Source organism: Micromonospora aurantiaca ATCC 27029 (assembly GCF_000145235.1).
In the GTDB taxonomy this organism is placed as follows: domain Bacteria; phylum Actinomycetota; class Actinomycetes; order Mycobacteriales; family Micromonosporaceae; genus Micromonospora; species Micromonospora aurantiaca.
In genome coordinates, this window is sequence record NC_014391.1 from 571,877 (window position 1) to 591,950 (window position 20,074).

Here is a 20,074-nt window from a genome sequence, read left to right on the forward strand (position 1 = left end):
CATGGAAACCCTGCTCTTCTCGTTGTTGCTGTACGTCCTGCTGACCATTCCGGTCTTCGTGGTCCTGATGCTGTTCGCCGCGCTGACCCGCTCGGCGCGGCTGCGGCGGGCCGCCGAGGTGGTGTCGCTGAGCACCTGCGCGGCACTGCTGGTGCTGTCGTTCCAGCGCGCTTTCGAGAAGCCGATGCTGTGGGCCGTGGTGGTGCTGCTGGTCGCGGTGCTGGTCTTCGGCGTGTCGACGATCGTCAAATCCTCGCGCGAGCGGTCGTGACCTCGGCCTCGACCGTCCACCTCGTACTGAGGGCCGCGGATCGCGTCTGTCGACAGTGGGATGTCGGAATACGACCATGGGACGGCAGGGCTGCGCGGGTTGGACATCGTCCGCTACGGTTCGGATGAAGTGTCCGTCGGTGGGGTGTGTACGCCTTGCCGCGGGGGAGGGCGCGGCGGAACCGCCGCCACAAGATGACGGAAGGGTGTGAAGCATGGCGTTCGAGGTCAGTGCAGCGACTCTGCACACCGCCGCGAGTGACGTGCGGTCCACGCGCAGCGACGTCGACGGCGAGCTCAAGAAGCTGTGGAACGTGGTCGACGACCTGGCGATGGCCTGGAAGGGCCAGGCGTCCACGGGCTTCCAGAGCCTGATGACTCGCTGGAACGAGGACACTACGAAGCTGCTGACCGCGATGGACAACATCGCGGACCTGCTCGACAAGTCCGGCACCACGCACCAGGTCAACGACGAAGAGCAGCAGCAGATGCTGGACAAGTTCCACGCTGCTCTCAACCCGTGATCCGCGAAGACAGGCAGAGGAGGAATCGATGAGCATCAAGGTTGATTACGCTGTTCTGGAGAGCAGCAACCAGCAGATGCAGGCCATCTCGCGGACCATCGACGAGAAGCTCGACACGCTGCGGGCGATGCTGACCAAGCTCGAGTGGGAGGGCCAGGACCGGGCCGCCTACCAGCAGCACCAGGCCCAGTGGGACGCCGCCGTGCGGGACATCAACAAGGTCCTGAACGAGATCGGCGGTGCCGTGGGCATCGCGCGCGAGAACTACATGACCACGGAGATGAGCAACTCCAAGGTCTGGGGCAACTGACCCCCGACCGGTCCACAGCGGCTCCGCTCCGGCTCGTGCCGGGCGGAGCCGTCGTGTGTTGTCAGGCGTCCTGCGGGACGTCGCGGCGGCCGGGACGCCACCCGCGCCGCCGTCCGCGTACCAGGATGGGGCGCAACGTCAGCAGGACGCCGGCCAGCAGCGCGCCGACGACAGCGACCCAGATCGCGACGGTGCGCTGCCAGGCCAGCGGGTCGGCGGGCGGCGCCGGTGGCGGCATCGCGCCCAGCGGCGGGTCCTCCCGGGTGCCCAGCAGGCTGGTGACCGCCCGGTACGGGTTGACCATCCCGAAGCCGACCTCGGCGTTGTGCCCGTCGGGCGGGTTGTCGGCGGTACGGGTCAGCCGGTAGGCGACCTCGTCGGCGCTGATGTCCGGGTGTGCGGCCCGCACCAGCGCGGCCACCCCGGAGACGTACGCGGTGGCGAAGCTCGTCCCGCCCTGCGGCTCGGCCCGGTAGCCCGATCCCTGCGGAGCGGGCCCGACGATGTTCAGGCCGGGGCCGGCGATGTCCACATAGTCCCCGCTGACCGAGCTGCCGACGTGCCCGCCCTGCTCGTCGATGCCGGCGACGGCGACGACACCGTCGTACGCCGCCGGATAGGCCGGCCGGTCCTCCCGGTTCTCCTGCCGGTTGCCGGCGGAGGCGACGACTACCACGTCCTTACTGAGCGCGTACTGCACCGCGGACTTCAGCGCCGGGTCGTCGAGCGTGACCAGGGACAGGTTGATCACGTCGGCGTCGTGGTCGACAGCCCAGCGGATCGCCTTGCCGATCTCGGCCGGCACGTCCGGGTCGAAGTTCTCCTTGTTCTCGGCCAGCACCCGCAGCGGCAGGATCTTCGCCTCCGGCGCGATGCCGGTGTAGGGCGAGCCGGTGCCCTCCCGGCCGGCGATGATGCCCGCGACCATGGTGCCGTGGCCGACCAGGTCGCACTGCCCCTTGAGGCGGACGAGCTGGTTGAAGTCCTCACCCGGCAGCACCCGCCCGCGTAGCAGGGGATGGGCGGGCGAGACCCCGGAGTCGATCACCGCGACGGTGACCCCCGCGCCCTTGCCGATCCGCCACGCGGCGGCCGGGTCGAGGCGGCTCAGCGCCCACGGAACCTCGGTGGGCGCGGGGCCGCCGGCCGGGCCGCACTTCGGGGCGGCCTGCGCGGGCGCGGGCACCGCCAGCGCGCCGCCGAGCAGGGCGGTCACCGCCGCTCCGGAGAGGACGGACCTGATCCGGTGTCCGGCCCGGACGCGTCCCGTGGTCGCGCCCGGCCGCAAGCTGTCGCGCACGCGGTGAGATTACCCGCCTCGCCGGCCCGCGCGGGCACACGTGGTGCCGGCCCGGGTCACCCGTCGGCGGCAGCGTCCCCGGCCGACTCGGCGGCGAACAGGGCCAGTAGCGCGCCGACCTGCTGGTCGGCCTCGGCCGGGTGCCGGAAGCGGCCCTTCGGGTTGATCGTGTACTCGTTGCGCCGTCCCACCCGCGTACGACGCAGGTAGCCCCCGGCCTCCAGGTCGGCGACGATGGCCTGGGCCGCCCGTTCGGTCACGCCCACCTCGTCGGCCACGTCCCGCAGCCGGGCGGTGGGGTTGCGCGCGATCGCCAGCAGCACGTGGCCGTGGTTGGTGAGGAAGGTCCAGTTACGGCGGCTCCCGTCCTCAACTGGTGTGGTCGCCATGGTGGTCATGCTATGGCCACGTCCGCCACCTGCCGAATCGGCGCGGTCCGGGGCGGGGCGCCGACGGGAAAGTATGAAATGCGTATCACGAATCTTGACGTGCCCCCAGGTGCGTGTGACCGTGGGTCGCGAGGCCGTTCGGCCTGGTGGTTCCCCAGGTAGACGAGGTGAGGGACATGACGCCGAGCACCCCGGAGCAGGCACTGACCGAACTGCGTGCCGGTAATCACCGGTTCGTCACGGGCGTCCCGCAGCATCCGAATCAGGACGCCGGGCACCGGGCGGCTGTGGCCGACGGCCAGCACCCGTTCGCGGTGATCGTCGGCTGCTCCGACTCGCGGCTCGCCGCCGAGATCATCTTCGACCGCGGTCTCGGTGACCTCTTCGTGGTGCGTACCGCCGGGCACACCGCCGGGCCGGAGGTGCTCGGCAGCGTCGAGTACGCCGTCACCGTGCTGGGCACCCCGCTCGTGGTGGTGCTCGGGCACGACTCCTGCGGCGCGGTCCAGGCCGCCCGGGAGGGGGTCCGGACCGGCGCCGCCCCGGCCGGGCACCTGGGCGCTGTGGTGGACGCGGTCTCGCCGAGCCTGTTGCGCGCCGCCCGCCAGGGGGTCGAGGACCTCGACGGCATCGTCGACGTCCACATCGCGCAGACCGTGGAGACGCTGCTGGCCCGGTCCGCCGTGCTGGCCGAGCGGGTGGCCGCCGGGCGGTGCACGGTGGTGGGCATGTCGTACCGGCTCGCCGGTGGCGAGGTGCGGACCGTGGCGCAGGCCCCGGCCCCGCTGCCCGCCCCGGCCGCGCCCGCCGACCCGGCGCTGGCCGGCTGATACGCACGGACGACGAAGAAGGGGCCGCCCGAGGGCGGCCCCTTCTCGTGGTGTCCGGGTCAGAGCATCGACATGTGGACGTGGTCGGTGTGGTTCGAGGGTCCGCTGTACGAACTCCAGCCGGTGGCCGGGAACCAGATCTGCCGGTTCCAGATGACGTAGTAGATGCCCAGCCGGTCGGCGTTGCGGATGAGGAAGGCGGCCACCTCGTTGCCGTACCGGCGGGTGTCGTTGTTGTGCCAGGGCGCGAAGCCGCTGTTCTGGAGCGACCAGTCGCACGCCTTGCCCTTGGGGTGCTCCCACGGCCCGCCGGGCCGGTAGCAGCCCACGAAGCGCTTGAAGCCCGCGCGCCGGACCTCCTTGTACGCGTGCAGCGTGCGCGGCGTGACGCAGCCCGAGGTGGTCGGGTCGTCCTCGCTGCACGACTCCGCCTTCCACCCGCCGTCGGCGGTGCGGCCGGGGCCGATCTTGGCGACCGGTGAGGTGGCGGAGACCAGGCCGCCGGTGAAGCCGAGACCGCCGACGAGCTTCAGCGCGCGCTCGGCCTGCACCTTCTCGCGCTCCATCGCGTTCTTCTGCTTCTCCTGCTCGCGCACCTCGGCGTCGAGCGCGATCTTGGCCTGCTCGGCGCGGGTCTTGACCGCGTTGATGGCGGCCAGGCGCTGCGCGTTGAGGAGGTTCAGCTCGTCCAGGGCGTTGACCCGGCGGACGAACGAGTCGGGTGAGTTGCTCTCCAGCAGCATGGCCATCGCGCCCATCCGGCCGGTCCGGTAGGACTGGGCAGCGAGCTGGTTGACCTGCGGGCTGAGCGCTTCGAGCTCGGCCTGTGCCGTCTTCACCTCGGCCGCCAGCCGCCGCTGGCGGTCCTGGGACTTGGCGAGCTTCGCCTTGGCCTGGAGGAAGGCCCGGTTGGCGGCGTCGATCGCCTCGGTGATGAGCGGCGGTTCGCCGTCCTCCTCGTGTCCCGAGGGGTTGCCGGGGGCCGCCGCGGTGGGGGCCGCGGTCGCCGGGGTCGGCCCGGCCAGCACGGCCAGCGAGGCCAGCACGGCCACCACGGGTGTCAGCCAGCGGCGCAGGGGTGCCGTCACAGTGTTCCCTTCCGTCGGCCGCCGACCGGGTTAGCTGACGGGTTCGGGACGGAAGTGGCCCCTACCGCTGTCGCGGATTCACCCCATGTACCTGGTTCCCCGGTTCGCCCGCAGGCGATTGGGCGGCGGCACCGCTGGCGCCGGTGCGCGCCTTCGGCGGTGACCGGCAGCGAGGTTACCTGACAGCACTCCTGAGGATCTACGTCCGGAAGCCGACCAATAGCGAGATTTCGCCGTGGCGCACCGTGACCAGCGTCGCGTTTGAAATCGATGGTCACGCTGCGGAGTGTCACCATGCGGCCTCCGTACTCTTCCCGCCGCCCAGGGCCTCCAGCGCGTCGTCGCGTCCGGCCGGCGGCCGGGCCGCGGGTGGCGCCGGCTCCGCGCCGCGCGAGCGCCGCCCGGCGGTGGTCACGATCGCGGCCAGTCCGGTCGTCAGCGGTACGGCGGCGATCAGGCCGAGCGTCGCCACCGCGCTGCGGACGATCTCCTGGGCGAGGAACTCGCTGGTGAGGATCTCACTCACCGGGCGGGAGTCGGCAACCAGGAGGAGCAGCAGCGGCAGCGAGGCGCCCGCGTACGCCAGCACGATGGTGTTGACGGTGGATGCGATGTGGGCCCGGCCGACCCGGGTCGCCGCCCGGTAGAGCTGCCGCCGGGACAGTCCGGGGTTGGCGTGCGCCAGTTCGGTGACGGTGGCCGCCTGGGTGACTGTGACGTCGTCCAGCACGCCCAGCGAGCCGATGATGATGCCGGCCAGCAGCAGCCCGTGCAGGTCCACGTCGCCCTGGAACATGGACAGCGTGGTGGCGTCCTCGCTGCCGAAGCCGGTCAGGTGGGTGGCGGACGTGGCGAGCAGGCCGAGCACGCCGGTGACCACCAGGCTGCCGAGCGTGCCGAGCACCGCGACCGACGTCTGCGCGGTGATCCCGTGGGTCAGGTAGAGCACCACGAACATGATCAACGCGGCGCCCACGATCGCGACCAGCAGCGGCGGCTGGCCGGCGCCGATGCCCGGCAGCACGAAGCCGAGGAGGATGGCGAAGCTGGCCACCAGGCCGCCGAGCGCGGCGAGCCCGCGCCACCGGCCGAACGCCACGATCGCGGCGGCGAACAGCACCATCAGCCAGATCAGCGGCGTGCCGCGCTGGTGCTCGGCGATGTTGTAGGACTTCACCGCCGGGTCGGCCGGGTCGGTCAGCTCGACCAGGACGACCTCGTCTCCGACCGCGACCCGGGGTGCGCCCGGCCCGGCCGGGATCGGCGTCTCGACCTGCCGGCCCGCGTCCGGGCCCTGCTCGGCGGTGACCGTCACCGTGCCGCAGGGGCCACCCCCGCCCTCCGGGGCCTCCGGGGTCGGCGGGCAGGGCTCGGTGACCACCCGGGTCACGGTGCCGTGGTAGCGGGGGACGTCAGCGCCGCCGACCGGCTCCCGGTCCTGCCCGGGCCAGAGCACCAGCGCCGCGATCACTGTGAGCGCGAACAGCGGCACCACCACGGCGACGAGCAGCCGTCGTACGCCCGGCGGCGCGGCGGGTGCGGGGCGGGTGTGGTCGGCACCCATGGCGTCTCTCCCAACGGTCGCGGCGACGCCTGGTCCGCCGGACCGGTCTGGTCACCCGGCCGGCGCGGACGTGTCGACCACGTCCGGGTCGTCGCCCGGCCATGGTAGACAGCCCGGCCGGCCGCTCCCGGGCGGCGCGACCGGTGACGCGCCCCGCTCGGGTCAGGCCAGGCCCGCCCGGCGCCGCCGGTACTCGTCCTCGTCGATCTCGCCGCGGGCGTACCGCTCGTCCAGGATGCGCCGGGCCGTCGTCGGGCCCAGATACTGCGGGCCGGTCCACCGCACGGCCGCCCAGACGAGCCCCGCCAGCACCCCGAGCACCAGCAGGGACCAGATCCACATCCAGCCCATCATCGGGCTCTGCCACATCATCGGGCCGCCCTCCGTCCGTCGCCGCGGGTCCGCCGGTCCGGCCTGCCCGCCACTTCGACGGTACGTCCGCCCGGGCGCGTCGGCACGGGTCGATGTGCCCTGGTCCTGAGGGCCGGAGGTCCCCGCTCAGCCGCGCTTCATCAGGCGCCCGACGGCGGCCATCATCTCGGTCGCCATCTCGTCGGCCCGGCCCTCGGCGGCGCCCTCGTGCATGCAGTGCCGGGCGTGGCCGTCGAGCAGGCCCAGGCCGACCTTGTCCAGCGCCGCCTGGATGGCCGAGATCTGGGTCAGCACGTCGATGCAGTAACGGTCGTCCTCGACCATCTTCTCGATGCCACGGACCTGGCCCTCGATCCGGCGGAGCCGGGCGAGGAGTTGGTCCTTGCTGGCGGTGTAGCCCCGGGTCGGGCTGGACGGCGCGGTCATGAAACCGAGGATAGCGTACCCCTCGGGGGTATGCTAACGTTCGGGACGTACCCCTGGGGGGTATCAGATCGGAGGGCGAGATGGAGACCACCTACCAGGTGAACGGCATGACCTGCGGGCACTGCGTCAACTCGGTGAGCACCGAGCTGAGCGCACTTCCGGGCGTCACCGACGTCCAGGTCGACCTGGCCGGCGGCCGGGTCACCGTCACCAGTCAGAACCCGCTGGACGTGGACACGGTCCGCGCGGCGGTCGACGAGGCCGGTTACGACCTCGTCGGTGTGTGACGGGTCCGGCGGACCCGCGACAACCGAGGAGACACCATGAACACGGCGACGAAGCTCAGCGGCTTCGCGCTCGGCCTCGTGGCGGTGTTCGGCGCGGCGTACGGGATCGGCAACCTGACCGATCCCGTCGCCCCGGCCGCCGAGACCCGACACGACGACACCGACAGCGACCACGGGGCCGGCGACACCGGCCACGGTGACGAGAGCCAGGCGGGCGGCGCCTCCGCGCACCTGCCCGGCGGGCTGCTCGTCTCCGAGCGCGGCTACACGTTCCAGCCCGCCGGCGCCCCGGCCGGGCAGTTCGCCTTCCGGATCACCGGCCCGGACGGCGCGCCGGTCACCCGCTTCGAGGTGGCCCACGACAAGCGCATGCACCTGATCGTCGCCCGCCGGGACCTCTCCGGGTTCCGGCACGTCCATCCGGAGATGACCGGCGACGGCACCTGGCGGGTCGCCTCACCGCTCGGCGGCCCCGGCGTCTGGCGGGCGTTCGCCGACTTCACCCCCGAAGGCGGCGAGCCGCTGACCCTCGGCCTGGACGTCACGGTCCCCGGCGAGCTGACCGCCCGGCCGCTGCCGGCACCGGCGACCAGCACCACCGTCGACGGCTACACGGTCACCCTGACCGGCACGCCGGAGCCGGGCCGCACCAGCCGGCTCACGCTCTCCGTCAGCCGTGACGGGCGGCCGGTCACCGACCTCGCGCCCTACCTCGGCGCGTACGGGCACCTGGTGGCGCTGCGGCAGGGCGACCTGGCGTACCTGCACGTGCACCCGGAGGGCACGCCCGGCGACGGGCGCACACCGGCCGGGCCGGCGATCACGTTCGCCGCCGAGGTGCCCTCGGCCGGGGCGTACCGTCTCTACCTGGACTTCCGGCACGGCGACGCGGTGCACACCGCCGAGTTCACCGTCCTGGCCGGCGACCAGACCGCGCCGGTGCCCACCGCGCCGGCACCCACCACCGCACCGACCCCGGACGCCGGACACGGCACCCCGGGTCACGGGCACAGTTGAGCGCCGGAGGTGCCGCGATGACTGCCACGGGAAAGGCGCTGCCCACCGCGCCGAACCTGATCGAACTGGCGATCGGCGGGATGACCTGCGCGTCCTGCGCCGCCCGGATCGAGAAGAAGCTCAACCGGATGGACGGCGTCGAGGCGACGGTGAACTACGCCACCGAGAAGGCCACCGTCCGGTACGCCGACGACATCGCGCCGGCCGACCTGATCGCCACCGTCGAGAAGACCGGCTACACCGCTGTGGTGCCGCCGCCGCCCGAGCAGGCGGAGGCGGCAGCGGCCGGGGAGCCGGTGGACGAGCTGCGCACCGCGCGTACCCGGCTCTGGGTCTCCGCCGTGCTCACCTTGCCGGTGATCGTGCTCGCCATGGTTCCGGCCTGGCAGTTCGACTACTGGCAGTGGGCCTCGCTCACCCTGGCCGCCCCGGTGGTGGTCTGGGGCGGGCTGCCGTTCCACCGCGCCGCGCTGATCAACCTGCGGCACGGCGCGGCGACCATGGACACGCTCGTCTCGCTCGGCACGCTGGCCGCGTTCGGCTGGTCGCTCTGGGCGCTGTTCCTCGGCGACGCCGGCATGCCCGGGATGAAGCACCCGTTCAGCCTCGACATCACCCGCGGCGACGGTGCCGGCAACATCTACCTGGAGGCCGCCGCCGGGGTGACCGTGTTCATCCTGGCCGGGCGGTACTTCGAGGCGCGCTCCAAGCGCACCGCCGGGTCGGCGCTGCGCGCCCTGCTCGAACTCGGCGCCAAGGACGTGGCGGTGCTGCGCGACGGGCAGGAGACCCGGATCCCGGTCGGCCGGCTCGCGGTCGGGGACCGGTTCGTGGTCCGGCCCGGCGAGAAGATCGCCACGGACGGTGTGGTCGAGGAGGGCACGTCCGCAGTCGACGCCAGCATGCTCACCGGCGAGTCGGTGCCGGTCGAGGTGGGCCAGGGCGACGCCGTGGTCGGCGCCACGGTGAACGCGGGCGGCCGCCTGGTGGTCCGCGCCACCCGGGTCGGCGGGGACACCCAGCTCGCCCAGATGGCGCGACTCGTGGAGCAGGCACAGACCGGCAAGGCGGCGGTGCAGCGGCTCGCCGACCGGATCTCCGGCGTCTTCGTGCCGATCGTGATCGCGCTGGCCGCCGGCACGCTCGGCTGGTGGCTCGGCACCGGCTCCGGGCCGACCGCCGCGTTCACCGCCGCGGTGGCCGTCCTGATCATCGCCTGCCCGTGCGCGCTCGGCCTGGCCACCCCGACCGCGCTGCTCGTCGGCACCGGGCGGGGCGCGCAGCTCGGCGTGCTGATCAAGGGGCCGGAGGTGCTGGAGTCCACCCGCCGGGTCGACACAGTGGTGCTGGACAAGACCGGTACCGTCACCACCGGCCGGATGGCGCTGGCCGAGGTGCTGCCCGCCGACGGCGAGGACGCCGACGAACTGCTCCGGGTGGCCGGTGCGCTGGAGGCCGCCTCCGAGCACCCGATCGCGCGGGCCGTCGCCGAAGCCGCGGCCGAGGCCGGACCGCTGCCTCCGGTCGGCGAGTTCGCCAACGCCGAAGGGCTGGGCGTGACCGGCACCGTCGACGGCCGGACCGTGGTGGTCGGCCGGGCCCGGCTGCTGCGGGAGCGGGGTCTCGACGTACCCGAGGAGGTCGAGCGGGCCGCGACCGGCGCGGAGGCCGCCGGGCGGACGGCGATCCTGGCCGGCTGGGACGGGCGGGCCCGGGGCGTGCTCGCGGTGGCCGACGCGGTGAAGCCGACCAGCCGGGCTGCTGTCGCGCGGCTGCGTGAGCTGGGCCTGAAGCCGGTGCTGCTCACCGGCGACAACACCACTGTGGCGAAGGCGGTGGCGGCCGAGGTCGGCATCGACGAGGTGATCGCGGAGGTGCTGCCCGCCGACAAGGTCGACGTGGTCGAGCGGCTCCAGCGGGAGGGCCGCGTGGTCGCCATGGTCGGCGACGGGGTGAACGACGCCGCCGCGCTGGCCCGGGCCGATCTCGGGCTGGCCATGGGCACCGGCACGGACGCGGCCATCGAGGCGGCCGACCTGACGCTGGTCCGGGGCGACCTGATGGCCGCCGCGGACGCCATCCGGCTCTCCCGGCGGACGCTGGCGATCATCAAGGGCAACCTGTTCTGGGCGTTCGCCTACAACGTCGCGGCGCTGCCGCTGGCGGCGGCCGGACTGCTCAACCCGATGCTCGCCGGGGCGGCCATGGCGTTCTCGTCGGTGTTCGTGGTGGGCAACAGCCTGCGGCTGCGGAGCTTCCGCCCGATCGGGTGAGGGGATTGAGCCGACGGCCGACGGGGTAACCAGTTGTCGTCAGGCAACCGCATCAGTGGAGGTCATCATGGGTCTGGACGACAAGATCGACAACGCTTCCCAGGACACCGCGGGCAAGGTCAAGGAGGGCGTCGGCCGGGCGACCGACAACGAGCGCCTCGAGGCCGAGGGCCGCAACGACCAGGCGGGCGCCAAGCTCAAGCAGGCCGGCGAGAAGATCAAGGACGCCTTCAAGAGCTGAGTACGCGACGCACACACGCCACCGGGTCGGCCCACGGGCCGGCCCGGAGTGCTGTGTACGGACGGTGACGATCCCGAGTGGCGGATGCCACCGTCCACATCGATCCGGCGGGACCACCGGGATCGGCTCCGGTGCATAGGATGCGAGGCGACCTCGAATGCGGAGGAGCTCCTCGATGGCCGATCCCGCCGACCCGTCCGGCTTCGGCCGGGTGCTGTCCGAAACCATGGCCGCGCTCCAGCGGCAGACCGATGCGGGCGAGCAGGTGGCACCGCCGGAAGGCGTCGGTGAGGCCGCAGACGGCCTGATCCGGGTCACCGCCGGCCCACCCGGACAGGTCACCGGGCTGACGCTCGACCCCCGTGTGATGCGGATGGCCAGCGAGGCCCTCGCCGAGGAGATCGAAGCTGCGGTCAACGCCGCGCTCGCCGACCTGCGGGAGCAGGCCGCCACCGCCCCCGGCGAGGTCGACCTGGGCTCGCTCGGTGAGCAACTGCGCCGCATCCAGGCCGACGCGGGGCGCCAGTTCAGCATGTTCACCGACGCTCTGATGCAGGCCCAGGACCGGCTCGCCCGCCAGGACGGGCGCTGATGCCGGTCGAGGTCGATCCGGAGCGGCTGGGTGCCTCCGGGGCGGCGCTGGACGGCGTCGCCACCCGGTTCGGTGCGGCGTTGACCGCCTTCCGGGCCGAGCTGGCCGGCTTCGGCCGTCCCTGGGGGGCCGACGACATCGGCTCACTGATCGGCGCCGCCCACGACGAGGTCTCCGCGTTCGCGTTCGAGTGCTTCGACAGCGCGCTCGACGAGATCGCCGCCGCCGGCGCCGACCTCGGCAGGATGGCCGTCCGCTACGCCGAGACCGAGGCGGCCATCACCCGCAACCTCGACGGCCTGCGGCGGAAGCTGGGAGGCTGAGCATGGGCATGGAGCTACCCGGCGAGCTGCGGTCGCTGCTCGGCGTCCTCGGCTACACCTGGCCCGAGGCGGACGAGACCAAACTCTTCGAGATGGGCAACGCCTGGATCGGGTTCTCCGGCACCCTCTCCGGCGTGGTCACCGAGGCGAACACCGGCGCCGCGACGGTCTGGACCCAGCACACCGGTCAGGACATCACCGCGTTCCAGAGCTGGTGGAACAAGGAGGACAGCCCGGCCGACAGCCTGCGCGACGGTGTCACCGCCGCCGTCCTGACCGGGACCGGCCTGATCATCTGCGGCGCGATCGTGCTCGCCCTCAAGGTCGCCGTCATCGTGCAACTGGTCGTCCTGGCCATCCAGATCGCCCAGGCGATCGCCACCGCGGCTGTCACCTTCGGTGCCTCGCTGCTGGAGATCCCGATCTTCCATGCGCTGGCCCGGACCATCGTCGGCAACCTCGTCCAGGAAGCCCTCTGGAAACTCGTCGACGGGTGAGGTGACATGGGCGGGGGTAGAGCAGGCGGCCGGTTGATGCGCGCCGCCTTGCGCTTTCTCAAGCGGACGAAGACGCGTAACCGGCCCGACCGGATGAACCCGCACTTCACCGAGCACGTGATGGGCGGCCACGTGAAGCCGGGCATGCCCAAGGGGTCGGGCTACCACTACCGGCCCGGCGGTGAGGACTTCCCCGGTCGCCGGCTTCAGCCCGGCAGTGTCGTCAAGGATCCCAAGACCGGGGCCTACACCGCCAAACCGGAGTTCTTCGATCCGACGCTGAACCCGCCGCACGGGGCCTGGAAGCCGAAGAAGGGCAACGGCGGGGAAAGCTCGTTCTTCCCCGACGACTGGACGCCGGCCCAGGTCGACAACGCCATCACCGGCGCCTTCCAGAATGCGAAGCCGGTGCCCGGCACCAGCATGTGGCGTGGCACTCACAAGGGCCTGGTGATCGAGGGTTTCTACAATGGCTCGGGCGGCTTCACCCACGGATGGCCGGTCGTCATCCCATGATCCAGAGGACTTCCGTTGGCGTTCATCAGTTTCTCCGTCGATGAGTACCGGCTCCCGCTGTTCAACGTGACCGATCAGCGCTATCGGGCTCTCGGCGCGTGGCTGATCACCGACGTCTCCGTCTCCTACTCGGCATGCCTGGACGCCCTGCAGATGATCGACGACGTGGCGAACGGCCGTCCGCTCGACGAGGGGTGGGACAGCGACAAGTACGAGGTCAGTTTCGCCCCCACCGGCGTCGAGTTCGTCAACGAGTGGGTCGCGGACGAGCGGGGCCGCTACTCGCTGGACGAGACCCGCGAGGCGGTCGAGTCCTACTGGCGGTTCCTGGCCGGCCGCCCGGAGAACCGTGAACTGATCCGCGAATACCGGCCCGACCTGCCGCGATGGCAGGCGGAACTGCTCCAGTGGGAGGAGCGGTGGGGCCGGCCGCATCCGTACCGGGGACGGTTGTTCTGATCCTCGCCGGTCAGCCCGGCCGGTCTCCGCTGTCGCCGGCCAGGCGCGCGGCGCGTACCTCCAGATAACGCCGCTCCGGCAGGCTCGTGGTGGCCCGCGCGGCGGCCAGGTACGCGGCCCGGGCCTCCGTACGGTCACCGGCCATGTCGAGCAGATGCGCGCGGACGGCGGCGAGCCGGTGGTGGCCCGCGGTCCGGTCGTCGGCGTCGAGCGTGGCCAGCAGCGACAGCCCGGCACGCGGGCCGTCCACCATGGCCACGGCGACGGCCTGGTTGAGCGTGACCATCGGGTTCGGCGCGACCCGCGCGAGCACCCGGTAGAGCGCGACGATCTGCCGCCAGTCGGTGTCCTCGGCGGCGGGCGCCTCCGCGTGGACCGCGGCGATGGCCGCCTGCACCTGGTACGGCCCCGGCGCCGACCAGGTGAGCGCCTCGGTCACCAACGCCACCCCCTCGGCGACGGCGTCCCGGTCCCATCGGCTGCGGTCCTGCTCCGCCAGCGGCACCAGCTCACCGTCCGGCCCGGTACGGGCGGCCCGGTGCGCGTCGGTGAGCAGCATCAGCGCCAGCAACCCGGCCACCTCGCCGTCGTCCGGGAGCAGCCGGCGCAGCTCCCGGGTCAGCCGGATCGCCTCTCCGGTCAGCTCGGCCCGGTGCAGCGCCTCGCCGCTGGACGCGGTGTAACCCTCGTTGAAGACCAGGTAGAGCACCCGCAGCACGGCAGCGAGCCGTTCGTCCCGGTCCGCCGGGGACGGCAGCGTGAAACGCGCGCCGGACGCCTCGATCCGCTGCTTCGCCCTGCGGATCCGCTGGCTCATCGTCGCCTCCGGCACCAGGTACGCGCGGGCGATCTCGGCGGTGCTCAACCCGCCCACGGCACGCAGCGTGAGCGCCACCTGCCCGCTGACCGGCAACGCCGGATGGCAGCAGAGGAGCAGCAGCCGCAGCGTGTCGTCCCCGCTGGGCGGATCCTCGTCGGCGGGCGGGGCGACAGTCGCGTACGCGGGCTGCCGGACCGCCACCGCCACCTCGCGTTCCCGGCGGGCGTGCTCGCTGCGCCACTCGTCGGTGAGCCGCCGGGTGGCGACTGTGACCAGCCAGGAGCGGGGACGGTCCGGCAAGCCCTGTTCCGGCCACTGCACGGCGGCGGCGAGCAGCGCCTCCTGCACGGCGTCCTCGCAGGCGTAGAACTGGCCGTGGCGGCGGACGAGCACGCCGAGGACCTGCGGCGCGAGCGTACGCAGCAGGTCCTCGACCACGGTTGCTGTCACATCTCCGTCCCGGCCTGTTCCATCACCGCGCGCACCTCCAGTACGCCGAAACCGTGCCGTACGTCAGGCCAGCGCGCGGCGATCTCGGCGGCCCGCTCCGGGGTCTCGCAGTCGACAGTCAGGTAGCCGGCGAACTGCTCCTTGCTCTCCATGAACGGCCCGTCGGTGACCTCGACGCCGCCACCGGCGGCCGGACGGGCCGTACGGGTCTGCGAGGGGTGAGCGAGCGCCTCGCCGCCGACCAGCTCGCCGGACTCGGTCAGCTCCTTCATGATCTCGTCGACCTCACCGAAGACGGCTGTGCGTTCCGCCTCGGAAAGCTCCTCCACGAAGCCGGGCCGGTTCCAGATCAGCAGCATGTACTTCACGGTGCACTCCTCGGGTGCGGGCCACCGGCGGTGGCGCCTCGCAGACGGGTCGGAGCCGGTCCGCCCGATCCGACATCATCCCCCGGGAAAGGTCAGCGGCCCCCGCGCAGCGGACGGCGTGCCGGGCGGCCCGGGTCGAGCGAGGCCCGGTCGGCGGCGCTGGTGCCGGAGACCCAGCCCTGCTCGTCACGCACCTGGAGGCGGTGCCGGGTGGTGCCCGGAAAGAGCTGGTCGACGCGTTCCCGGACGGCATCCGAGCGGGCCGCGAGCACCGGCAGCAGCCGGTCGTCGTCGAGTTCCTCGGCCGCCGCCGCGCTCGCCTCCCGCAGCCGGTCGCCGATCCGCAGCGCGAACGCGTTGAGGAACGACTCGTCGTAGCCCTTGGTGCGCCGCCCGCCGGCCCTGCCGCGTTCGCCCCGGCCGCGCAGCATCGCGGCGGTGGCCTGCACGAGCAGCGAGGTGTGCAGCAGCTCGACAGCCGCCAGGTCGGCCGGGAAACCGAGCACTGTGGCGAAGCCCAGGTCGTCGGACCAGACCGACTCGCACCGGTTCGCCGCCGCCACCTCCTGGATCAGCAGTGCCTTCGCGGCCGCGTACGGGGCGTCGACGCCGATCCGCACGCCGCCCGGGCCGCCGGACCGCTCGGCCCCGGCGTCGAGCAGCGCCGCGTCGATGCTGTGCCGGGCCATCAGCTCCTGCGCCTTCGCGGTGAACGCCTCCGCCTCGGCCGGGTAGCCGGTCGACTCGGCCTTCGCCAGCAGTGCGCGTACCCGGTCGAGCATCCGGGAACCGCTCGGTGTCGCGGCGGCCAGGGCGGTACCGGCCGAGCCGGGCGGCGGCCGGAGCGCCGCGACCGGCGGAAGCCCCGCCACCAGGACGGCCGCGTCGACCGCGTCCCGCAGCGCGGTGATCCGGTCCCCGTCGGCGCGCCGGTCCAGCCAGCCCGCGTCGTCGTCCCAGCGGGCGCCCGTGCCGGTGAGCTGGTCGTCGAACCAGGCCGGTACCGGCGCGGGCAGGGTGCGCCGCTGCGCGGCCATGACGTCGCGCAGCAGCCGGGCGCCGCGCGGCGTGAGCCGCCGGGTGGCGAGCCGGTCCAGGTCGGCGGGCTGCCAGCCCCGCGGCCAGAGCCGGCCCACGTCGCGCGTGAGCCGGGCGAGCAGCGCCGCGTCCACCGCCGCGCCGTCGGCCACGACGAGCCCGTCGAGGGCTCGCTCGGCTTCGCGTACGTCGGTGCCGCGCGTGGTCGCGACGGCGGCGTCGAGCAGTCGCTCGGCTGGTGACACGGGTGGCTCTCCCTGGACTCCGACAGGCGGCAGGTCGCCCACCCCGGCACCGACGGTACCCGGCCCGCCCGTTCAACCGTCCGGGCCCGGCGTCCGTACTCCTGCCCGGAGCGGGGCGGCGCGACGGACGGAGATCGACGTCGGCGGGCACGAGCGGGGGCTGCACCGGCGGCGGAGATCGCGATCAGGGCGGTTCCTGGCGGTGGTCCTGGTCGGGGCCGTGCTCGCCGCCGGCGGGTACGCCGCGCGGCACCCGGACCTGCTGGACCGCATCGAGGTGCGGCGGACCGTGCCGGCGGCGGCACCGAGCGCGCCCCCAGCGGGCGCCCGCGCCGCGCCGACGCCGGTCCCGGCGGCCGGCCGGGTGGCCCCCGGCATCGGCTACCCGGCCCGGGGCGACGGCACGTTCCGCACCGCCGACACGGTCGGCGCGGTCGCCGGCCGCTCCGGTGAGCTGCTGCGCTACCGGGTCGCGGTGGAGGACGGCATCCGCAACGTGGACGTGGAGCGGTTCGCCCGGGACGTCGCCGCCACCCTCGCCGACCGGCGCGGCTGGACCGGCGACGGCCGGTGGCGGCTGCAACGGGTGGGCCGCGACGACCCGGCCGACTTCACGGTGCTGCTCACCACGCCTGTCACCCGGGGGCGGCTCTGCGGCGACCCGAGTGACCGCTACACGTCCTGCCGCAACGGCGACCAGGTGGTGATCAACGTGGCCCGCTGGGTGTACGGGGTGCCGCACGTGACCGATCTCTCCCGCTACCGGCAGTACCTGCTCAACCACGAGGTCGGCCACCGGCTGGGCCGCGGGCACGAGCGCTGCCCCCGGGCCGGCGGCCCGGCGCCGGTCATGGTGCAGCAGACGCTCGGCCTGCACGGCTGCACCCCGAACCCGTGGCCGCTGGTGGGCGGCGAACCGCTGGCCGGGCCGTCCGGCCAGTACGACGACCCGATCCCGGCCGGGGACCGCTGAGCGACCGGTCGGCCGGGTCGTCACCGGGAGAACGAGGCCCAGATGTTCTTGGTCTTCTCGGTGCCGTACCAGCCGACGTCGAGCGAGACCGACTGGGCCAGGAACAGCCCTCGCCCGCCCGAGTCCATCGGGTGGATGTCGGTCAGCTCCGGCACCGAACTGACGTCGTGGTCGGCCACGTCGAGCAGGAACCGGTCGTCGGTGGCGAGCAGCGTGATGATGGTGGGCGGGCGACCGTGCCGCAGCGCGTTGCTGGCCAGCTCGGTGGCGACCAGCACGACCAGGTGCGGCACCTCGTCGAGGTCCGCACCCTGCACCAGGCCGTGCCGGTTCAGCGCGTCGCGTAGGGAGGCGCGCAGGCCGCGCAGATCCTCGGGACTGTCCAGCACCCACCGCTCCAGCTCTGAGGCCTGCGGCGGCGGCGGCGAGGTGCGCAACTGTCCCATGATCTGTCTTTACCCTGCGTAGCCGTTCGCTAAGCAGGTCAGCGCCGCAGCAGTGCGAACACGCCCCACCCCAGATACTCGCGCTGGAAACGGACGTACCGCACCGGGTCCTCGGTCAGCTCCCGCCGCAGCTCCGGGGCCAGTTCGTCGTCCGGATTGGCGTCCAGCCAGCGGCGCAGGTTCAGCCAGTGCGAGGCGGCGTACCGGTCCCAGCTGTCCTGGTCGGCGAGGACCATCTCGACCAGGTCCCAGCCGCACTCTCCGAACGACTCGACCAGGCCGGGCAGATCCTTGAACTCGTCGCGGGACCGGGCGTGCGAGCCGGTGACGGCCTCGTCGTCGGGCGGGTCACGCCGCCAGTAGGGCTCGCCGACGATCGCCATGCCGCCCGGCCGCAGCGCCCGGTCGAGCAGTTCCAGCGTCCCGGGCACCCCGCCGCCGATCCAGGTCGCGCCGACGCAGGCGGCCACGTCGACCGGCCGCTCCGGGGTGTACGCCGCGGCGTCGTCGTGCACGAAACGTACCCGGCCGGCCACGCCGAGTTCGGCGGCGCGCTGCCGGGCGGCGGCGGTGAAGGCGGTGCTGATGTCGACCCCGGTGCCGGTGATCCCGTGGTCACGGGCCCAGGTGCAGAGCAATTCGCCCTTTCCGCTGCACAGGTCGAGCAGCTCGTCGCCGGGCCGCAGCCGGATCGCCCGGCCCAGCGTGGCCAGCTTGACGTCGTCGAACGGGTTGAGGATGCGCAGCTCGCCTTCGCGAATGGTGAACTGGCGCGGCAGGTCCGGTGGGGTCATTCGTGGAGGGTGCGCCGCCCGGTCACGCGGAGCAACGGAATTCCGGTCTGGGCCGGTCCGGGTCTCCTGAGGTACGGTCACCGCATGGTGGTCGAGGAACACTGGTGGAACGGCGTCAGCAACCCTCGCGGTCGGCGCGACGTCTACATCCGTACCGACGGAAGCCAGTGGCAGGTCCAGGCGCAGATCGGCGGGGCGAGCGGCCGGTCCCGGATCCAGCAGTGCCCGAGCCGCGGCTCGGCGACGATCCTGGCCGGGGCATGGCGCGCGAGCGGTTCCGGCTGGCGCGAGATGCCGCGCTGACCTCACGCTCAGTCACGAGGCCCGTGCACCGCGCGATCGACGAGTGACTCGGCGACCTCACGCAGCTTGCGGTTGGAGTCCTGGGACACCCGGGCCAGGATGGCGAACGCCTCGTCGGCCGAGCAGCGCCGCTGCCCCATGATGATGCCCTTCGCCTGCTCGATCACGGCCCGGCTCTGCATCGCCTCCTGCATCTGCTGCGCCAGCGTCGCCGTGCTCTCGTAGAGGTGGACGTTGGCGAGCGCGATGGCGGCGTACCCGGCCAGCGTCTGCGCCAGCTCGACCTGGCGGTCCAGGACGCCGGGCGATGCGCCGTAGATGTTCAGCGCGCCGACCATCGCCTCCTGGATGGGCAGGCCGATCGACAGCGAACTGGCCGCGCCCGCCGCGTGCGCCCGGGCCGCCCACTCCGGCCAGCGGCTCTCCGCCGCCATGTCCGGCACCAGCATGGCGGTGCCGGTGGTGGCGGCGTCCAGGCACGGGCCGCGGCCCTGCGCGTACTGCCACTCGTCGAGCGTCAGCGCCAGCTCACCGGTGTACGCGGCGGTGTGCGCCTCCGTGCCCTGCACCAGGGTGACCGACACCTCGGCGGTACCGGGCAGGGTGTCCTTGGCGACCTGGGCGATGGTCGACAACACCACGTCGAGGTCGACTTCGTCGTACTTGATCCGGCCGAGTCTGATCAAGGCAGCGGCGAGGTCGGGGTGGGCCTGCGGCATGAGCTGTGACGTCCTTGTGCGAAGCGACGCCGTCGGCCCGGTAGGCCGGGACGGCTGGTGACGGGGATCGGCCCGTGGTGACGGACCAGCATCCCGATTCCGGCATGGATCGGGACCTGCGCCGCTTCTTGACGCTCGTTCGTGACGCCCCCGACGGGACGTCGACTACCGGGACAACTCTACGACCCGGAGCGGGTGGGTACGACGGGACGTGCCGACCCGTCGCCGGCGGCCGGCAACGCGGGCCGATCGACGACCTCGAACGCGGTGAGCGTGCCGGTGACGCCGAGGACGCGCCGGACCACCGGGGAGGGCCGGTGCAGGACCAGCCGCCGCCCGTGCCGGGTGAGCATCCGCTGCGCCAGCACCAGCGCGCTCGTGCCGTACGCGCCGAAGAAGCTGACCTCCGCGAGGTCGATCACCACGAGCGGGGCGGGCGCGGCGACAGCGGACTCCACGAGTTCGGTGAGCAGGTGCGCGTTGCTGAGGTCCACCTCGCCGGCCACCGAGATCCATGTCATGTCCACGCCTGCGTCGCAGCTCAGCCACATGATCGGCTCGTCCCGGCGGAACGCCCCGGACGCCGTGGGGACGTCATGACAGCCGAAGACCGGCCGTTCGTCCGACATGTCACCTCCGA

At 73.0% G+C, this 20,074-nt stretch carries 28 protein-coding genes and 1 riboswitch; of the genes, 15 read left to right on the forward strand and 13 right to left on the reverse strand.

Annotated elements, in window-relative coordinates; translation table 11 throughout:
- Position 1 precedes the first annotated feature (1 nt).
- The 3 genes from MICAU_RS02830 to MICAU_RS02840 all read left to right on the forward strand — a co-directional run bounded on the left by MICAU_RS02830 (position 2) and on the right by MICAU_RS02840 (position 1,104).
- Positions 2–271, forward strand: a complete 270-nt coding sequence (locus MICAU_RS02830; RefSeq protein ID WP_013283771.1) for a hypothetical protein — start codon at positions 2–4, stop codon at positions 269–271.
- A 214-nt stretch (positions 272–485) separates the two neighbouring features.
- A complete protein-coding gene (locus MICAU_RS02835; protein ID WP_013283772.1) occupies positions 486–794 on the forward strand; it encodes a WXG100 family type VII secretion target in 309 nt (102 codons plus the stop codon).
- 28 nt (positions 795–822) lie between these two features.
- Positions 823–1,104, forward strand: a complete 282-nt coding sequence (locus MICAU_RS02840) for a WXG100 family type VII secretion target (RefSeq protein WP_013283773.1) — start codon at positions 823–825, stop codon at positions 1,102–1,104.
- Positions 1,105–1,165: 61 nt separating this feature from the next.
- On the opposite strand, the gene mycP is transcribed toward MICAU_RS02840, so the two are convergent.
- Both mycP and MICAU_RS02850 read right to left on the reverse strand, forming a co-directional pair.
- Positions 1,166–2,404 carry a type VII secretion-associated serine protease mycosin gene (gene mycP / locus MICAU_RS02845; RefSeq protein WP_235437571.1) on the reverse strand — a complete coding sequence of 413 codons (1,239 nt, stop codon included), beginning with the start codon at positions 2,402–2,404 and terminating at the stop codon, positions 1,166–1,168.
- A 56-nt stretch (positions 2,405–2,460) separates the two neighbouring features.
- Positions 2,461–2,802 carry a helix-turn-helix transcriptional regulator gene (locus tag MICAU_RS02850; RefSeq protein WP_013283775.1) on the reverse strand — a complete coding sequence of 114 codons (342 nt, stop codon included), beginning with the start codon at positions 2,800–2,802 and terminating at the stop codon, positions 2,461–2,463.
- A gap of 167 nt (positions 2,803–2,969) precedes the next feature.
- On the opposite strand from MICAU_RS02850, the gene MICAU_RS02855 reads away from it, so the two are divergent.
- Positions 2,970–3,623, forward strand: a complete 654-nt coding sequence (locus tag MICAU_RS02855) for a carbonic anhydrase (RefSeq protein WP_013283776.1) — start codon at positions 2,970–2,972, stop codon at positions 3,621–3,623.
- Between the two features lie 59 nt (positions 3,624–3,682).
- On the opposite strand, the gene MICAU_RS02860 is transcribed toward MICAU_RS02855, so the two are convergent.
- The 4 genes from MICAU_RS02860 to MICAU_RS02875 all read right to left on the reverse strand — a co-directional run bounded on the left by MICAU_RS02860 (position 3,683) and on the right by MICAU_RS02875 (position 7,073).
- The gene (locus MICAU_RS02860) at positions 3,683–4,711 is read right to left on the reverse strand and encodes a coiled-coil domain-containing protein (RefSeq protein ID WP_013283777.1); all 1,029 of its coding nucleotides are present in this window, start codon (positions 4,709–4,711) and stop codon (positions 3,683–3,685) included.
- A 4-nt stretch (positions 4,712–4,715) separates the two neighbouring features.
- A riboswitch (cyclic di-AMP (ydaO/yuaA leader) is annotated at positions 4,716–4,846 on the reverse strand.
- Positions 4,847–5,000: 154 nt separating this feature from the next.
- Positions 5,001–6,275 (reverse strand): YibE/F family protein, encoded by a 1,275-nt coding sequence (locus MICAU_RS02865; protein WP_013283778.1) that lies wholly within the window; start codon positions 6,273–6,275, stop codon positions 5,001–5,003.
- A gap of 162 nt (positions 6,276–6,437) precedes the next feature.
- Complete coding sequence (locus MICAU_RS02870) at positions 6,438–6,647, reverse strand: SHOCT domain-containing protein (RefSeq protein WP_013283779.1); 210 nt, start codon at positions 6,645–6,647, stop codon at positions 6,438–6,440.
- 126 nt (positions 6,648–6,773) lie between these two features.
- The gene (locus MICAU_RS02875) at positions 6,774–7,073 is read right to left on the reverse strand and encodes a metal-sensitive transcriptional regulator (RefSeq protein WP_013283780.1); all 300 of its coding nucleotides are present in this window, start codon (positions 7,071–7,073) and stop codon (positions 6,774–6,776) included.
- A gap of 80 nt (positions 7,074–7,153) precedes the next feature.
- Between MICAU_RS02875 and MICAU_RS02880 the strand changes: the two genes are divergently transcribed.
- The 9 genes from MICAU_RS02880 to MICAU_RS02920 all read left to right on the forward strand — a co-directional run bounded on the left by MICAU_RS02880 (position 7,154) and on the right by MICAU_RS02920 (position 13,278).
- The gene (locus MICAU_RS02880) at positions 7,154–7,360 is read left to right on the forward strand and encodes a heavy-metal-associated domain-containing protein (RefSeq protein ID WP_013283781.1); all 207 of its coding nucleotides are present in this window, start codon (positions 7,154–7,156) and stop codon (positions 7,358–7,360) included.
- A gap of 36 nt (positions 7,361–7,396) precedes the next feature.
- Positions 7,397–8,377: a DUF8832 domain-containing protein gene (locus tag MICAU_RS02885; RefSeq protein WP_013283782.1), complete on the forward strand. Its 981-nt coding sequence runs from the start codon at positions 7,397–7,399 to the stop codon at positions 8,375–8,377.
- 17 nt (positions 8,378–8,394) lie between these two features.
- Positions 8,395–10,650 carry a heavy metal translocating P-type ATPase gene (locus MICAU_RS02890; protein WP_013283783.1) on the forward strand — a complete coding sequence of 752 codons (2,256 nt, stop codon included), beginning with the start codon at positions 8,395–8,397 and terminating at the stop codon, positions 10,648–10,650.
- Positions 10,651–10,717: 67 nt separating this feature from the next.
- Complete coding sequence (locus tag MICAU_RS02895; protein ID WP_013283784.1) at positions 10,718–10,891, forward strand: CsbD family protein; 174 nt, start codon at positions 10,718–10,720, stop codon at positions 10,889–10,891.
- A gap of 175 nt (positions 10,892–11,066) precedes the next feature.
- Positions 11,067–11,483, forward strand: a complete 417-nt coding sequence (locus MICAU_RS02900; RefSeq protein ID WP_013283785.1) for a YbaB/EbfC family nucleoid-associated protein — start codon at positions 11,067–11,069, stop codon at positions 11,481–11,483.
- A complete protein-coding gene (locus MICAU_RS02905; protein ID WP_013283786.1) occupies positions 11,483–11,806 on the forward strand; it encodes a hypothetical protein in 324 nt (107 codons plus the stop codon). Before MICAU_RS02900 ends, MICAU_RS02905 begins: the two co-directional genes overlap by 1 nt.
- Before the next feature lie 2 nt (positions 11,807–11,808).
- A complete protein-coding gene (locus MICAU_RS02910; protein WP_013283787.1) occupies positions 11,809–12,303 on the forward strand; it encodes a WXG100-like domain-containing protein in 495 nt (164 codons plus the stop codon).
- Positions 12,304–12,339: 36 nt separating this feature from the next.
- Positions 12,340–12,819 (forward strand): EndoU domain-containing protein, encoded by a 480-nt coding sequence (locus MICAU_RS02915; protein ID WP_013283788.1) that lies wholly within the window; start codon positions 12,340–12,342, stop codon positions 12,817–12,819.
- A gap of 15 nt (positions 12,820–12,834) precedes the next feature.
- A complete protein-coding gene (locus MICAU_RS02920) occupies positions 12,835–13,278 on the forward strand; it encodes a hypothetical protein (protein ID WP_013283789.1) in 444 nt (147 codons plus the stop codon).
- 10 nt (positions 13,279–13,288) lie between these two features.
- Here the strand turns inward: MICAU_RS02920 and MICAU_RS02925 are convergent, their stop codons facing one another.
- From MICAU_RS02925 to MICAU_RS02935, 3 genes are all read right to left on the reverse strand, one after another.
- Positions 13,289–14,548 (reverse strand): RNA polymerase sigma factor, encoded by a 1,260-nt coding sequence (locus tag MICAU_RS02925; RefSeq protein WP_013283790.1) that lies wholly within the window; start codon positions 14,546–14,548, stop codon positions 13,289–13,291.
- Positions 14,545–14,907, reverse strand: a complete 363-nt coding sequence (locus tag MICAU_RS02930) for a YciI family protein (RefSeq protein WP_221489463.1) — start codon at positions 14,905–14,907, stop codon at positions 14,545–14,547. The genes MICAU_RS02925 and MICAU_RS02930 overlap by 4 nt, the downstream gene beginning before the upstream one ends.
- A 101-nt stretch (positions 14,908–15,008) precedes the next feature.
- A complete protein-coding gene (locus MICAU_RS02935; RefSeq protein WP_013283792.1) occupies positions 15,009–16,199 on the reverse strand; it encodes a DUF2786 domain-containing protein in 1,191 nt (396 codons plus the stop codon).
- A gap of 202 nt (positions 16,200–16,401) precedes the next feature.
- On the opposite strand from MICAU_RS02935, the gene MICAU_RS02940 reads away from it, so the two are divergent.
- Entirely contained in the window at positions 16,402–17,172 is a 771-nt protein-coding gene (locus MICAU_RS02940; RefSeq protein ID WP_013283793.1) for a DUF3152 domain-containing protein, read from the forward strand.
- Between the two features lie 20 nt (positions 17,173–17,192).
- Here MICAU_RS02940 and MICAU_RS02945 read toward each other — a convergent pair whose 3' ends face one another.
- Together MICAU_RS02945 and MICAU_RS02950 are read right to left on the reverse strand one after the other, a co-directional pair.
- Positions 17,193–17,618, reverse strand: coding sequence for an ATP-binding protein (locus tag MICAU_RS02945; protein WP_013283794.1), 426 nt, complete (start codon positions 17,616–17,618; stop codon positions 17,193–17,195).
- Between the two features lie 38 nt (positions 17,619–17,656).
- On the reverse strand, positions 17,657–18,412 hold the full coding sequence (locus MICAU_RS02950) for an SAM-dependent methyltransferase (RefSeq protein WP_013283795.1): 756 nt from the start codon (positions 18,410–18,412) through the stop codon (positions 17,657–17,659).
- Between the two features lie 84 nt (positions 18,413–18,496).
- Between MICAU_RS02950 and MICAU_RS02955 the strand changes: the two genes are divergently transcribed.
- The gene (locus MICAU_RS02955; RefSeq protein ID WP_013283796.1) at positions 18,497–18,715 is read left to right on the forward strand and encodes a hypothetical protein; all 219 of its coding nucleotides are present in this window, start codon (positions 18,497–18,499) and stop codon (positions 18,713–18,715) included.
- Positions 18,716–18,723: 8 nt separating this feature from the next.
- Here the strand turns inward: MICAU_RS02955 and MICAU_RS02960 are convergent, their stop codons facing one another.
- Complete coding sequence (locus MICAU_RS02960; RefSeq protein WP_013283797.1) at positions 18,724–19,434, reverse strand: GAF and ANTAR domain-containing protein; 711 nt, start codon at positions 19,432–19,434, stop codon at positions 18,724–18,726.
- 179 nt (positions 19,435–19,613) lie between these two features.
- On the reverse strand, positions 19,614–20,063 hold the full coding sequence (locus MICAU_RS02965) for an STAS domain-containing protein (RefSeq protein ID WP_013283798.1): 450 nt from the start codon (positions 20,061–20,063) through the stop codon (positions 19,614–19,616).
- Positions 20,064–20,074 lie beyond the last annotated feature (11 nt).

Coding starts and splice junctions, on each gene's coding strand:
- MICAU_RS02945 (WP_013283794.1), bottom strand. CDS start 17,618: ATGGGACAGTTGCGCACCTCGCCGCCGCCGCCGCAGGCCTCAGAGCTG.
- MICAU_RS02830 (WP_013283771.1), top strand. CDS start 2: ATGGAAACCCTGCTCTTCTCGTTGTTGCTGTACGTCCTGCTGACCATT.
- MICAU_RS02850 (WP_013283775.1), bottom strand. CDS start 2,802: ATGACCACCATGGCGACCACACCAGTTGAGGACGGGAGCCGCCGTAAC.
- MICAU_RS02955 (WP_013283796.1), top strand. CDS start 18,497: ATGGTGGTCGAGGAACACTGGTGGAACGGCGTCAGCAACCCTCGCGGT.
- MICAU_RS02870 (WP_013283779.1), bottom strand. CDS start 6,647: ATGATGTGGCAGAGCCCGATGATGGGCTGGATGTGGATCTGGTCCCTG.
- MICAU_RS02950 (WP_013283795.1), bottom strand. CDS start 18,412: ATGACCCCACCGGACCTGCCGCGCCAGTTCACCATTCGCGAAGGCGAG.
- MICAU_RS02905 (WP_013283786.1), top strand. CDS start 11,483: ATGCCGGTCGAGGTCGATCCGGAGCGGCTGGGTGCCTCCGGGGCGGCG.
- MICAU_RS02835 (WP_013283772.1), top strand. CDS start 486: ATGGCGTTCGAGGTCAGTGCAGCGACTCTGCACACCGCCGCGAGTGAC.
- MICAU_RS02890 (WP_013283783.1), top strand. CDS start 8,395: ATGACTGCCACGGGAAAGGCGCTGCCCACCGCGCCGAACCTGATCGAA.
- MICAU_RS02885 (WP_013283782.1), top strand. CDS start 7,397: ATGAACACGGCGACGAAGCTCAGCGGCTTCGCGCTCGGCCTCGTGGCG.
- MICAU_RS02855 (WP_013283776.1), top strand. CDS start 2,970: ATGACGCCGAGCACCCCGGAGCAGGCACTGACCGAACTGCGTGCCGGT.
- MICAU_RS02965 (WP_013283798.1), bottom strand. CDS start 20,063: ATGTCGGACGAACGGCCGGTCTTCGGCTGTCATGACGTCCCCACGGCG.
- MICAU_RS02960 (WP_013283797.1), bottom strand. CDS start 19,434: ATGCCGCAGGCCCACCCCGACCTCGCCGCTGCCTTGATCAGACTCGGC.
- MICAU_RS02930 (WP_221489463.1), bottom strand. CDS start 14,907: ATGCTGCTGATCTGGAACCGGCCCGGCTTCGTGGAGGAGCTTTCCGAG.
- MICAU_RS02865 (WP_013283778.1), bottom strand. CDS start 6,275: ATGGGTGCCGACCACACCCGCCCCGCACCCGCCGCGCCGCCGGGCGTA.
- MICAU_RS02910 (WP_013283787.1), top strand. CDS start 11,809: ATGGGCATGGAGCTACCCGGCGAGCTGCGGTCGCTGCTCGGCGTCCTC.
- MICAU_RS02875 (WP_013283780.1), bottom strand. CDS start 7,073: ATGACCGCGCCGTCCAGCCCGACCCGGGGCTACACCGCCAGCAAGGAC.
- MICAU_RS02915 (WP_013283788.1), top strand. CDS start 12,340: ATGCGCGCCGCCTTGCGCTTTCTCAAGCGGACGAAGACGCGTAACCGG.
- MICAU_RS02880 (WP_013283781.1), top strand. CDS start 7,154: ATGGAGACCACCTACCAGGTGAACGGCATGACCTGCGGGCACTGCGTC.
- MICAU_RS02895 (WP_013283784.1), top strand. CDS start 10,718: ATGGGTCTGGACGACAAGATCGACAACGCTTCCCAGGACACCGCGGGC.
- MICAU_RS02900 (WP_013283785.1), top strand. CDS start 11,067: ATGGCCGATCCCGCCGACCCGTCCGGCTTCGGCCGGGTGCTGTCCGAA.
- MICAU_RS02840 (WP_013283773.1), top strand. CDS start 823: ATGAGCATCAAGGTTGATTACGCTGTTCTGGAGAGCAGCAACCAGCAG.